This window comes from Natronosalvus halobius, assembly GCF_024138145.1.
GTDB lineage: Archaea > Halobacteriota > Halobacteria > Halobacteriales > Natrialbaceae > Natronosalvus > Natronosalvus halobius.
Genome location: NZ_CP099997.1, coordinates 1,727,498 through 1,740,867 on the forward strand (window position 1 = coordinate 1,727,498; position 13,370 = coordinate 1,740,867).

A 13,370-nucleotide genomic window follows, 5' to 3' on the forward strand; every position below is an offset into this window, starting at 1 on the left:
TTGACCCACACCTTCTGCCGATTCCGAGTCGTGAAACGAACAGTTCACGTCCAGATTTTTATATATTCTATTTATACTGATATTCCGATTTTCGCGGTGAAGGTTGCTACGAAGTCCATCACGTCTGGTGATTTCCCGACGTTGGTCCAGTAGAAAGTTCGGTTCAACGCCCCGACGTGTGTCGATTTGAAGGTTTTATATACGCCTCCGTTTCGTGTGGTCGTCTCACATCCACCAGACTGTCTGAATAGTGAACGGACGACTCGCTTCCTCGTACCACAAACCTCGACAATAGATCGTTACCTTTGGTGAAACGGATTTTTCGGGGCGGACGACTGTCCGATCGAGAACAATTTCGTCGGCACCGAACGACGTCGACGCCCGAGTGTTCTACAGCCCGATCTCGCGTCCGATCACGAGGTGCTGGATCTCGCTGGTGCCCTCACCGATCTCCATCAGTTTCGCGTCGCGGTAGAAGCGCTGGGGAGCGAAATCAGTCGTGTAGCCGTAGCCGCCCAGCACCTGGACGGCGTCCTCGGCGACTTTCCGGGCCGCCTCGCTGGCGTCGAGTTTGGCGAGAGCCGACTCCTTCGTCACCGATTGCCCGTTGTCGTACCGACTGGCGGCCTTGTGGGTCAACAGTCGGGCACGCTCGGTTTTGCGGTGCATGTTGACGAGTTTGTCCCGGATCGCGTCGAACTTACAGATCGGTTTACCGAACTGTTCGCGCTCTTTACTGTACGCGTGGGCGTGTTCGTAAGCCCCCTGGGCGAGCCCCGTCGAGATGGCCGCGATGGAGATTCGGCCGCCATCGAGGGTCTTCTTCGTCTGGTCCCAGCCCTCGCCGACCTCGCCGAGGAGGCGCTCCTCGGGGATGCGAACGTCGTCGAGGGAGATCTCGCAGGTCGGGGAGGCGTTGAGCCCCATCTTGTCCCACACCGTCGTCACCTCGAAACCGTCGTCCGCCTCGGGGTCGACGATGAACGTCGAGATGCCGTCGTAGCCCGCCCCGGGGTCCGTCACGGCCTTCACGAGCACCGAACCCGCGACGCTCGCGTTCGTGATGAACTGTTTGGTGCCGTTGAGCACCCACTCGTCGCCCTCTTTCACGGCTCGAGTGTCCATATCCGACGCGTCGGAGCCGCTGCCGGGCTCGGTGAGCGCCCAGCCACCGAGGTACTCGCCCTCCGCGAGCGGGCGAAGCCAGCGCTCTTTCTGTTCCTCGGTACCGAACAGCTCGAGCGGTTTCGAGGCGAGCGAGGTGTGTGCGACGTAGGAGAGCGCGATCGAGCCCGACACCCGGCCGAGCTCTTCGGCGACCACGGCGTACATTAGCGTGTCGCCGCCGAGTCCGCCGTACTCCTCGGAGATGGGGACGCCCATCACGTCGAGTTCGCCGAGTTGGGCGAAGATTTCCTCGGGGAAGCGGTGTTCGTCCTCGATCTCCTGGGCGATCGGCTCGATTTCCTCTTCGCAAAACTCCCGGACGGTGTCCCGGATCATCCGGTGCTCGTCGGGCAGATCGAACTCCATGCGCAATACTTGCCGACCGGTGAAATAAACGCTCCGAAGACCAGTTGGTCGGCGGACGTCGTGGGTTACCAGCCGCGGTCGCGGTCCTGGTCCTGGTCCTCGTCGTCGTCACGTCCGCTGTCGAGCCGCCCGGTGTCGTCCTCACTTTCGCTGTCGAACCGCCAGCCGTCGTCGGCATCGTCGTCCCACGAACCCGAGTCGTTCCAGTCGTCGCCGTCGGGTCCGCCACTCGACCCGGAGCCGGGGCCAACCGGTCCGCCCGCCCGAACCGCGCTCCGGCGCTCGGGGATCAGATCGAGGTCCGGGCTCGTGTCACCGAGCAGGAGGAAGCCGTAGTACCGGAAGTACGAGTCGATGGGAACGCGAAGCACGAGCGTAGCCAGGAAGATACAGAGGAGGCCGACGACGGCGACGACGGCCGCGAGGTAGAGAGCCGGGCCGCCGACGACGACGAAGATTGCCCCCACGATCACGAACGGAATCGCGACGACCACGGCGACGATGGCAGCCAGGATCCCGTAGCCGAAGCTCACCACGAGCTGCAAGATCCACACCAGGATCACGTAGACCGCGTACTCCGCCAGGTTCGAGCGGAGCGTCGGCAGGAACCGGCTCCAGGAGGCAAGCACCCCGCGGTCCTCGAGTACCATGATCTGGGTGACGAAGATCGTGGTGAAGCGATTGACGAGCGCGTACGCGAGCCCCAGGACGATCGCGCCGAAGACGTACAGGGCGCCGAGGGCGGCGAGTCCCGCCGAGAACTCGGTCGCGCTCGCCACCACGAACCAGATCGGGACGAGGAGGGGAACGAGTACCGCGAGCAGCAAGGCGAGTCGAAAGCCGAACAGCCGCAGGCCGTCCCCGAGGTGGCTCCGTGTGTACCGCCTGACCTGGACGGCGTCCGTTCGGAGCGATTCGATGAAGACGAACTCCATGATAGATCCGACGAGCACGTAGAGGAGCCAGAGGATTAGCAAGGCGACGACGAGGGCGGCGACGGCGTACAGCACCGTTTCGAACGGGGGACCGTCGCTGACTTGGGACTCGTATTCGGCCTCGAGATCCGCGAAGGAGTCGATTTCGGTCGCCCCCTCTGGCGCGGTGTCCGTGCCGGTCGAGGGTGCTCCCGGTCCACCGAAGGTAGCCCCACCGATGAAAAACAGGACGAGCGCCAGTTTGAGCCACGTGCTGGCGTCGATCGGCGTCAGTCGGTTTCGTGTGACGTCGATCGCATCGCCGAGATCGTCGATTGCGTACATGGTTTTCTGGAGCTACGTGTTGGGACTGTAAAATAGTGCCGTCATCGAGGCGAGGAAATCCGGTCTCACAGCGAACTGAGGACGGGGCCCGACAGGGGACGTGTGTTCGCCCCATCACGATCACGTCGGCGTCGTTTCGGTCCTCAATCCAAATGAGTCGACACTCGGCTCGCCCGAGCCGGTCACCGTGTTAGCCATCTTCGCCTCGAGCGATCTCCGGGTACTACCGACGAATCGGCTCTCGATCCCGATCTCGGTGGAGAGGACGGCACCGAGGTGCGGGGTCGGACCGCGGACACCGACCGCCCGGATCCGGCAATGACCCCTCTGGTCCAGGAAGCCTTCACGATCGCCGAAGCCGGGAGGCATTTATGATCGTCGCGTCTATATTTCCGGTATGGACATCCGCCAGCTCGCTCGCGGTACGGTCGAGTGGGATCGACTCGAACGAGTCGTCCGGACCCTGGCGGACCGATACGACCTCGCAGACGTTCGCGTCGACTTCTTCGAGGCCAACAACTGGCTCTCGACGCCGTGCGTGCTCGACGACGAGTACTTCGTCAAGATCGTCTCGCGACAGAACGCCCTCGTTCACGGACTGTTGACCACCGGGCGCAACGTCGGCGCGTTCTCCTCGGGAACGGAGGGTTTTTTCGACCGATTCGAGACGCCTCGCGAGATGGTCGAACACGAGTTCGAGGCGACCCGACGAATGCGCGAGATCGGTCTCAACGCACCGCGTCCGATCGACGCCTTCGAGGTCAACGGCCTCGGCGTCCTCGTCCTGGAGTACCTTCCCGACTTTCACTCGCTCGACGAACTCACGGACGAGGAGATCCGCGACGTTTCCTCGACGCTCTTCGGAATGCTCCGAACGCTCCACGACCACGGACTCGCCCACGGTGACCTCCGGGCGGAGAACGTCCTCCTGCTCGAGGGGGACCTCTACTTCATCGACGCGACGAGCGTGAACGAGGGTCGGATTCGCGAAACGAGAGCGTACGACCTCGCCTGTGCGCTCGCGATGCTCGAGCCGCGAATCGGGGCTCGAGCAGCCGTTGCCGCGGCCGCGAGCGTCTACGACGCGGAGACGCTGCTGTCGGCGCGGTCCTTCCTCGATTTCGTCAGGTTGCGCCCGGATCACGAGTTCGACTCGACGCAGTTGCGAAGCGAGGTCGAGAAGGTCGCCGACATCGGGTATCCCGGTGACGGCTGACGATCAGTCCAAGCTGAGCTCCGCCGCTCGAGATTCCTCCTGGCCGAATTCTGCCGCTCGAGAGCCGTCGGCGAGCGACCACCAGGTATCAACTGCCCGAACTCGTCGGCCTCGATGCACACTCGATCGGTCGCCTCGAGTAGCAGGCTTTTTCATACCGCTCGGCGAAAATATTGCCGAGCATGAGTCAAGACGACCCTTCGCAGACGTACGGCCACTACGTGGGTGGCGAGTGGACCGACGGAACCGGCGACGACACCTTCGGGAGCGAGAACCCGGCGACGGGCGAGACGCTCGCCGAATTCCACCGTGGAACCGAGAACGACGTCGACGCCGCGCTCGAGGCCGCCGACGAGGCGTTCGACGAGTGGCGAGAACTCTCCTACATCGACCGCGCGGAGTACCTCTGGGACATCTACCACGAGCTGCGCGACCGAACCGACGAACTCGCCGAGATCGTTACGAAAGAGTGCGGAAAGGAAATCTCCGAGGGCCGGGCGGACGTCGTCGAGGCCTACCACATGGTCGAGTGGGCCGCGGGCAACGCTCGTCACCCGCACGGGGACGTCGTCCCGAGCGAGGTCGGCGCGAAGGACGCCTACATGCGCCGCAAACCGCGGGGCGTCATTGGCTGTATCACGCCGTGGAACTTCCCGGTCGCCATCCCGTTCTGGCACATGGCCATCGCGCTGGTCGAGGGCAACACCGTCGTCTGGAAGCCCGCCGAGCAGACGCCGTGGTGCGGCCAGATCATCGCCGAGATGATGGAAGACGCCGGCGTCCCCGAGGGCGTCTTCAACATGGTGCAGGGCTTCGGCGACGCCGGGGCCTCGATCGTCGACGACTCCCGGGTCGACACCGTCCTCTTTACGGGCTCGGCCGAGGTCGGCCACGAGATCGCCGGCAAGGTCGGCGGCGAACCCGGCAAACTCGCGGCCTGTGAGATGGGCGGGAAGAACGGCATCGTCATCACGGAGAACGCCGACCTCGACATCGCCGTCCACTCGGCGGTCATGTCGAGTTTCAAGACTACCGGCCAGCGCTGCGTCTCGAGCGAGCGCCTGATCGTTCACGAGGACGTCTACGACGAGTTCAAGGAGCGCTACGTCGAACTCGCAGAGAGCGTCGCCGTCGGCGACCCGCTCGACGAGAACACGTTCATGGGCCCGGCGATCGAGCCGGAGCACGTCGAGAAGATCCACAAACACAACGAGTTGGCGGAGAAGGAGGGCGCCGAGGTGCTGGTCGACCGCGCCGACCTCGAGGCGAGCGAGATCCCCGACGGTCACGAAGACGGCCACTGGGTCGGCCCGTTCGTCTACGAGATCGAGTACGACACCGACCTGCGCTGTCTGAAAGAGGAGTGTTTCGGTCCCCACGTCGCTCTGCTGAAGTACTCGGGTGACATCGAGGAGGCCGTCGAGATCCACAACGACACGCCCTACGGACTCGCGGGCGCGATCATCTCCGAAGACTACCGCCAGATCAACTACTTCCGCGACCGCGCCGAAATCGGGTTGGCCTACGCCAACCTGCCGTGTATCGGCGCGGAGGTCCAGTTGCCGTTCGGCGGCGTGAAGAAATCCGGGAACGGCTACCCCTCCGCCCGCGAGGCTATCGAGGCGGTCACCGAGCGCACCGCCTGGACGCTGAACAACTCGAAGGAGATCCAGATGGCCCAGGGGCTCTCGGCGGACATCACGACTCAGGACGACTAGTGCAGTTCTAAGCTCGAACTGCCCGATGAAACCGGATTCGGGTACCGGTTTCTCGGCAGTCGTCGCTCAGGAGCAGACGAGCGACTCGTCCACTCCAGACGGGCGAATCGGTACGACTACTCCTCGGTTCTCCCGCTGCCACGACGCGTGAGAGCCGTCGAAGCCGCTTCTCGAGGATCGATCTCGGATCCCGACCAGTTCAGCGCTGCTCTCACGTGGGCGATCGAGAACGTCACTCGTATAGGGGAAATCGCTTATTGAGTGTCGGACAGTAGCATACGTGTTCACAGGTCTCGTACAGTACCGGACGATCACGGCACGCGGCGCGACCCATCGAAGCGCGGTCGTGCACCGATCCACGCTCGCACTCGACGCCGGTGAATACATGCCCGAAGACGAACCCGCGATAGGCGATCCGGACCGAGTCGAAACGGCACCGCTACTGGCCAGCAATTCGTTCTATCGGGCGCTCTCCGAACGCCCCCGTCGTCGCGTGCTCTACTACCTGCTCGAGCGAGACGAGTGTTCGGTCGACGAACTGGCGGACGTCCTCGCCGGGTGGGAGACGACGACCGAAACGATGGTCGCTCCCGACCGACGCCACCAGCACGAGCTCTCGCTAGTCCACAGCCATCTCCCGCTGCTCTCGGAGGCCGGGTTGGTGGCGTACGATTCCGAGAGCGGGGAGGTCTCGCTCGCGACCGTTCCGGAGCCGGCGAAGGCGCTCGTCCGTCGCGCGATCGAAGCCGAGACCGCGTAGCCGTCGGAATGCCACCGTCGCCCCTCGAGCGACCGGTTTCGGAACTCGCGACCAGCACCATCGACGACCCATGCTCGATACGTACCTCGATGCGGTCGAAGGCCGACGCAAGTGGCTCACCGTCTACAGCGGCGCGGACGCGACGGACCTCTCGGATCGGCTCGCCGCGCGAAACGTGACGGTCGTCCACCGCAAACTGCCGCCTCACGGACCGTCGCCGTTCGTCACTATCTACGACGGAGAGACGTTCGTCGGTGCTATCGCCCTCGAGACACTGGAGCAACTGCTCGAACCACCGGTAGTCCGACCGACGGATCGGACGGGCCTGTCCGAGGGGTATCGCGCACTCCTCGAGGTGCTCGAGGAGACGCTGTTTACCGCCCTCGATCACCGACAGCTGCTGGCTACCAGCCGCGAAATCGAGGACCGGGCCTTCCGGATCGGCCGGGGGACGCTGCGCGTCGGCTTCCAGCGGCTGTCGGTCTTCGAACAGCAGGTGCCGCTGTACCGACGCCTCGGCGAGGAAACCGACCTCGAGGTGTACGTCTACGGTCGCCCGGACTGGGAGCCACCGCCGCTCGAGAACGTGCGCTACCACCGGGACGAAGCAGGCGTCCTCGCCCCGTTCTGGTGTCTGGCGTTCGACGGCGGCGAGGACCCGATGCAAGCGTGTGCGCTCGTGGCCCGCGAACGCGAGTCGGGGTTTCTCGGGTTCTGGACGTACGACCCCGACCTGGTCGGTGAGATTCTGGAGGCACTCGAGGCGGTTGAGTAGTCGTTGGTATCGGTGACGTGAGGTCCAGTCATCGTCGACAAGCTCTTAACTATATTTTATATAGTATAGGACGCAGTCTCTACAGCGTCATTCGGTCGATCACCGCCTACGACCTGGTATCGCCATGATTCGCGGATCTGGTGCCAGAAGTCGACGGAGAACCGCCGATTCGCAGAACTTTTGCTCGAGACCGAGAAACGGGTCGGTATGACTGCACCCTGGGCGGACTGGAACCACATCCTCAAACTCGACCCCGACAAGGACTTGCCCGAGGGCGTGACCTACGGCGACCTCTGTGCGACCGGCACCGACGCCATCGAGGTCGGCGGGACGATGGGGATGACGGAAGAGAACATGACGGCGGTCATCGAGGCCTGCGCCGAACACGACGTGCCCCTGTACCAAGAGCCGTCGAATCCGAGTGTCGTCGTCGAGAACGACGGCCTCGAGGGGTACCTCATCCCGACCGTCTTCAACGCCGGATCGCCGTTCTGGATCACCGGTGCTCACAAAGAGTGGGTCCGCCTGGAGGGCGACCTCGAGTGGGATCGAACGTACATGGAGGCCTACATCGTCATGAACCCCGAGGCGGACGTGGCGACGTTGACGGAGGCCGACTGCGACCTCGCAGAGGACGACGTGGCCGCCTACGCCACCATCGCCGAGCAGATGTTCGGCCAGGAGATCGTCTACGTCGAGTACTCGGGCACCTACGGCGAGGAGTCGGTCGTCGAGGCGGCCGCGGAGAGCCTCGAGGAGTCGGCGTTGTTCTACGGCGGCGGCATCCACGATTATGACTCGGCACACCGGATGGCCACCCACGCCGACGTGATCGTCGTTGGCAACCTCGCACACGACGAGGGGGTTGACGCGGTTCGCGAGACGGTGAAAGCGGCGAACGACGCCTGATCGGCGGACCGCGATCGCCCACGAGTTCCGTCCTCTTTCGACCTCACGCGACGCCTGGACGACAAGAGGTAACCCGTCAGCCTTCCCTAACTACCGTATGGCCCCATCGACGCACTCGACCGACCGCCGTCCACCCGGCCCCGACGGCCTCCCCTACGTCGGGACACAGCTCTCCTTTCTCCGCCGACCCTACGAATTTATGACCGAGACGGCCCGCGAGTACGGTGACATCGTCTCCTGGACCGATCCCATCGGCCCCGTCTATCAGCTCAACCATCCCGATTACATCGAGCACGTCCTGGTCGCGAACAACCAGCACTACGTCAAGGGAAGCCTGTTCCAGAACACCCTCCGACCGATCACCGGCAACGGCATCCTCAACAGCGAGGGCGCGGTCTGGCGACGCAACCGCCACCTCCTCCAGCCCGCGTTTCACCCGGATCGGATCCGGGAGTACGCGACGATGATGACCGACATCGGTCTCGAGACGACCGAATCCTGGACTGACGGCGAGACAGTCCCGTTCCACGAGGAGATGTCGACACTGACCCTCAGAATCGTCGCTCGCGCGCTCTTCGGCGTCGGCATCGACGACCGTCTCGGCGTCGTCTCCTCGGCGCTCGACGACTTCATGCTGGCTTCGGAGACCCTCTCACACTACATCCTGCCGCCGGGAATCCCGACGCCCTCGAGGCGGCGGATCGAGCGCGCACGCGAGCGCCTCGATTCGCTGATCTACGACCTCATCGACGAACGGCGAGCGAACCCGACCGACAACGACGTCATCTCGAAACTGCTCGAGGTCGAGACTGAGGGCGGCGACCACCTTTCGGACGAGCAGATCCGCGACGAGGTGACGACCCTCCTGCTCGCGGGCCACGAGACGACCGCGCTCTCGCTGACCTTCACGGCGTACTTGCTCTCGACCCATCCCGCCGTGGAGGGGCGACTGGTCGAGGAACTCGAGACCGTCCTGGAGGGCGAGCCGCCGACGATGGCCGACCTCGAGGACCTGACCTACACTGAGCGCGTCGTGAAGGAGTCGATGCGACTGTACCCGCCGGTTCCGAGCATCGTTCGCGAAGCGGTCAAGCCGGACCTGATCGGCGGGTACGAGATTCCGCCGGGGGCGACCGTCCAGATGCACCAGTGGGTCGTCCACCGGGACCCACGGTGGTACGACGATCCGCTGGCGTTTCGGCCCGAGCGCTGGACCGACGAGATGCGTTCGGCGTTACCGAAACTGGCCTACTTCCCGTTCGCCGCGGGACCACGCCGCTGTATCGGTGACCGGTTCGCAATGCTCGAGGCGCGACTCCTGTTGGCGACGATCTATCAACGTCACCATCTCGAGCTGGTCCCCGGTACCGAACTGGACCTGATGGCGACGATCACGGCGCGGCCCAGGAAGGAGATTCCGATGACGGTGCGCCAACGGTAACCGTTTGTCGTCACCACTATCCTACGCTGCGTCGTCCCAGTATTCGACTTCGTCTTCGAGCCGGTAGTACCCGTGGACTGACCGTTCGTCGCGCCCGCCCGGCGGAGAGCCGGCGTAGACGCCGATTTTTCTCATCTCGGGGTAGACCGTCACGTCCGGCTCGTTCATCGTCGAGAGTAGCAGGTACCGAAGCGGCTGGTCGCCCTCGTTGACGATTCGATGGCCGCCCGCCTCGCTCGCTGGAAACGCCGCGAAGTCGCCCGACTCGAGCGGGACGGACCCGTCTTCACACCGGAGCGTTCCCTCGCCGTCCAGGACGAACAGCGCCTCCTCGTTGCCGGTGTGATAGTGGTACGGCCACGAGCGCTCGCCCGCCGGGAGTTCGTAGAGGCTACAGCCGAGGTCGGTGGCGTCGGCGGCTTCCGAGAGCTGTTTCCGGCGGAATCGTGCGTCGCCGCGGTCGTACTCGGTCCACTCGAGGTCGGCTTTGTTGATCGGTTGCATGCAGTGTCTCCCGGTACGTGTGGCAGTGTCAAAAATGAGAACGGGCAGAGTCTCGTTTCCGGCTCGAGCACGAAAGATTGCGCTTAAGTCCCGGCTACGAGAATCGGTGGGTATGCAGGACCGAACCTACACGGCAGACGCCGAGCCGGGCGACCACGTGACGGTCGCCGGCTGGGTCCACGAGGTGCGCGACCTCGGCGGAATCGCCTTCCTGATCCTCCGGGACACCTCGGGCAAGATCCAGATCAAGTTCGAGAAGGACGAGATGGACGAAGACCTCGTCGAGACCGGCCTCGACGTCGCCCGCGAGAGCGTCATCAGCGTCACCGGCGAGGTCGCCGAGGAGCCCCGCGCGCCAACGGGCGTCGAGATCACGCCCGAGGACCTCGATGTCGTCGCTCCCGCCGATCCGCAGCTCCCGCTCGATCCTTCCGAGAAGGTCGACGCGGAGCTGTCGACGCGCCTGGACAACCGGACGCTCGACCTCCGCAAGGACGACGTGCAGGCGATCTTCGAGATCCGCGCCGAGATTCTGCGGGCCGTCCGCGAGCACTTCCGCGAGGTCGGCTGTACCGAGATCACGACGCCGAAGATCGTCGCCACCGGGACCGAGGGCGGCACCGAACTCTTCCCCATCACGTACTTTGGCGAGGAGGCGTTCATGAACCAGAGCCCGCAGCTGTTCAAGCAGCTGATGGTCGGCTCCGGCCTCGAACGCGTCTTCGAGATCGGGCCCATCTTCCGCGCCGAGGAGCACAACACGCCCCGTCACCTCAACGAGGCGACGATGATCGACTTCGAGTCGGCGTTCATCGACCACCACGAGGCGATGGACGTCTGCGAGGGCACGCTCAAGGCCGCCTACCAGGCGGTCGCCGAGAACTGCGAAGCGCAGCTCTCCCTGCTCGGCTACGACGACTTCGAGCCGCTCGACGAGGCGTTCCCCCGCCTCACCTACGAGGAGGCCATCGAGCGCGTCAACGCGACCGGCGAGGTCGACGAGCAGCTGGTCTGGGGCGACGACCTCTCGACGGAGGCCGAGAAGGCACTCGGCGAGGACATCGGCAGCCACTACTTCGTCACCGACTGGCCTAGCGAGATCAAGCCGTTCTACATCCAGGACCACGACGACGACCCCGACCTCTCGAAGGGGTTCGACCTGATGCACCCACGGATGGAACTGGTCTCGGGCGGCCAGCGCGAGCACCGCTACGAGAACCTCGTCGCCGGCTTCGAACAGCAAGGCCTCGACCCCGAGCAGTTCGACTACTACACGAAGATGTTCCGCTACGGGATGCCGCCCCACGCCGGGTGGGCCTACGGCGTCGAGCGCGTCGTGATGACGATGCTGGGGCTCGAGAACATTCGAGAGGCTGTTCTCTTCCCGCGAGATCGGCAACGTCTGAGTCCGTAGGACGAAGACCTGGGAGCCAGCGAGACGAGCCGTGTGAGTCTCGCCGGACCGGCAGCGTCTGTCGCCGTAAGGCGACGACGCAACTGTCGAGTGGGAGTTCGCAGGATCTCTGATCCTGCGTTATTCCCGAGAGATCGACAGAGGCTGAGCCCGTAAGGGCTCGCCGAAGCGACGAACTCGAGACGGGCGAGATACTGATATTGGTACGGGAGTTGGTCCTCCAGACCCCGCTTCAACGCTCGAGCGAGAGACGAGTACGGGGGCGAAACCGACTATCGTCGTTCGAGCACGGTCCCACCATCTCCGACAGCAACTGCTCGACCAGGACTGATCGCGACACCGTAGAGAGGACCGCTTGCGCCGGTCACGGCGTGTTTCCAGTCGGCTGCGAGGTTGGGACGATCGTGGACGCCACCCTGGTCGTCGATCGCCACGAGGTGACTCCCTGCTCGAGCGAGGGCGGTGATCGCGTCGTCGCCGACGCGGTCGGGCGTCCAGGTGGACGGAGACTCGTCGTATCGGTAGACGAAGCCGGCGTCGGTGCTCGCGTGACACGCCGTTTCTTCGCCTCCGCCTTCGCCCTCTCCCTCACCCCCGCCCGCCACGACGTCGGTCAGCGTTCCCTCTGACCCGTCGATTCCAATCGCGTCGAACGTTCGGCCGCCGTCGTCGGTCCGGAACACGCCGTCGTTGGTGTCACAGCAGTATCCGGTCTCGTCGTCGAGCAGGGTCACACCGGACAGGCTCGAGCCGCTGCCGGGCGTGACGGGTTCGGCCCACGCGAGGTCGCCGTCCCGGTATCGGCCCCTGACGACCACTCCCGACCCGGTGATCAGGAGGACGGTCTCGTCGCCGGTCGGGCCCGCGGCGGCCAGGCCGGCCAGGTTGTCGGTCCGGTCGTCCGGGGCGGAGAAGTCCGTGTGGCGCCCGGTCGTGACCTCGAGACGGGCGACTGCGCCGCCATCGCCGGCGATCCAGGACACGTCGCCGTCGTCCGTCACGTCGACGCCGTGGAGGTCCTGGTCCTGGCCGGCAGGACCGTGTTCGAGGACTGCTTCCCACCCGTCGTCGGTGTCCAGGAGGACCGTGCCACCGGTTCCGACGGCGACGGTGCCCGTGCCGACGGCAACGTCGTGAAGGGTGGACTCAGTCGGGCTGTCGACGGCGGTCCAGTGTGCCTCCTCGGGACGGCTCGAGGTGCCCGAGGTGCCATCGGCGGCAGTATCCACGGCGCTGTCAGTGTCCGTGTCGGTGCTCGTGTCCGAATCTGCATCTGCGTTCGTGTGCTCGTCAGCGTCCGAACCGGGGCCGGTAGACGTGTCTCTCTCCGAGTTCATTTCACCCATTGTTGTCGACCGTGCCTTCCCGCCGCTCGAGGCCGGTTCGGGCCGGTCGGCACGTGGACCGGTATTCGCCCTCGACCGAGAGACCTCGTCGTCCGTCGCGATCACGGCCTCGGATCGGCGGCCGCGGGCGACGTAGAGGGCGACCGGCGGAACGACGTAACTAGCGAGCGCCAGGACGGCGAACCCGCGGTAGAATATGGTCAGCGTGCCGAAGGCAGTCAATCCGGCCGTCGCGACGGCGTGGACCCAGGTCTTCGTATACCGTCTGAAGAACGCGCCGAAACTGTCGGTGTTCGTGTTCGTGGCCATCGTGAGAGGCTCCTGGACGGGTCGCTTGGCTGGGAACCCGGTCACGGCGACTCTCGTCACCCGGGGAACGGCGACCTGCCCAGTTCTCGACCTGATACTGGGCGCTCGGGACGGAAAAGCCACGTCCATGTGTTTGCCGGAACGGCCTCCGTTGGTCAAAATCTTCAACGTTATATCCGCCGGGCC

Annotated in this window: 11 protein-coding genes; 7 read left to right on the forward strand and 4 right to left on the reverse strand. The window is 64.7% G+C overall.

What is annotated here, in order from left to right:
• Window positions 1-390: 390 nt before the first annotated feature.
• Both NGM15_RS08500 and NGM15_RS08505 read right to left on the reverse strand, forming a co-directional pair.
• Window positions 391-1,533, reverse strand: a complete 1,143-nt coding sequence (locus tag NGM15_RS08500) for an acyl-CoA dehydrogenase family protein (protein ID WP_253437856.1) — start codon at window positions 1,531-1,533, stop codon at window positions 391-393.
• Window positions 1,534-1,598: 65 nt separating this feature from the next.
• Window positions 1,599-2,792, reverse strand: coding sequence for a DUF7544 domain-containing protein (locus NGM15_RS08505; RefSeq protein WP_253437859.1), 1,194 nt, complete (start codon window positions 2,790-2,792; stop codon window positions 1,599-1,601).
• 397 nt (window positions 2,793-3,189) lie between these two features.
• On the opposite strand from NGM15_RS08505, the gene NGM15_RS08510 reads away from it, so the two are divergent.
• From NGM15_RS08510 to NGM15_RS08535, 6 genes are all read left to right on the forward strand, one after another.
• Complete coding sequence (locus NGM15_RS08510) at window positions 3,190-4,008, forward strand: RIO1 family regulatory kinase/ATPase domain-containing protein (protein WP_253437862.1); 819 nt, start codon at window positions 3,190-3,192, stop codon at window positions 4,006-4,008.
• A 182-nt stretch (window positions 4,009-4,190) separates the two neighbouring features.
• Window positions 4,191-5,726, forward strand: a complete 1,536-nt coding sequence (locus tag NGM15_RS08515; protein WP_253437863.1) for an aldehyde dehydrogenase family protein — start codon at window positions 4,191-4,193, stop codon at window positions 5,724-5,726.
• Between the two features lie 280 nt (window positions 5,727-6,006).
• Window positions 6,007-6,486 carry a DUF7344 domain-containing protein gene (locus NGM15_RS08520; protein ID WP_253437866.1) on the forward strand — a complete coding sequence of 160 codons (480 nt, stop codon included), beginning with the start codon at window positions 6,007-6,009 and terminating at the stop codon, window positions 6,484-6,486.
• A 70-nt stretch (window positions 6,487-6,556) separates the two neighbouring features.
• Entirely contained in the window at window positions 6,557-7,261 is a 705-nt protein-coding gene (locus tag NGM15_RS08525) for a DICT sensory domain-containing protein (protein WP_253437869.1), read from the forward strand.
• A 207-nt stretch (window positions 7,262-7,468) separates the two neighbouring features.
• Entirely contained in the window at window positions 7,469-8,170 is a 702-nt protein-coding gene (locus NGM15_RS08530; protein ID WP_253437872.1) for a phosphoglycerol geranylgeranyltransferase, read from the forward strand.
• Window positions 8,171-8,267: 97 nt separating this feature from the next.
• Complete coding sequence (locus NGM15_RS08535; RefSeq protein WP_253437875.1) at window positions 8,268-9,611, forward strand: cytochrome P450; 1,344 nt, start codon at window positions 8,268-8,270, stop codon at window positions 9,609-9,611.
• A gap of 21 nt (window positions 9,612-9,632) precedes the next feature.
• Here the strand turns inward: NGM15_RS08535 and NGM15_RS08540 are convergent, their stop codons facing one another.
• On the reverse strand, window positions 9,633-10,115 hold the full coding sequence (locus NGM15_RS08540) for a cupin domain-containing protein (RefSeq protein WP_253437877.1): 483 nt from the start codon (window positions 10,113-10,115) through the stop codon (window positions 9,633-9,635).
• Between the two features lie 112 nt (window positions 10,116-10,227).
• Between NGM15_RS08540 and aspS the strand changes: the two genes are divergently transcribed.
• Entirely contained in the window at window positions 10,228-11,529 is a 1,302-nt protein-coding gene (gene aspS / locus NGM15_RS08545; protein ID WP_253437880.1) for an aspartate--tRNA(Asn) ligase, read from the forward strand.
• Between the two features lie 272 nt (window positions 11,530-11,801).
• Here aspS and NGM15_RS08550 read toward each other — a convergent pair whose 3' ends face one another.
• Entirely contained in the window at window positions 11,802-13,229 is a 1,428-nt protein-coding gene (locus tag NGM15_RS08550) for a beta propeller repeat protein (RefSeq protein ID WP_253437883.1), read from the reverse strand.
• Window positions 13,230-13,370: the final 141 nt, after the last annotated feature.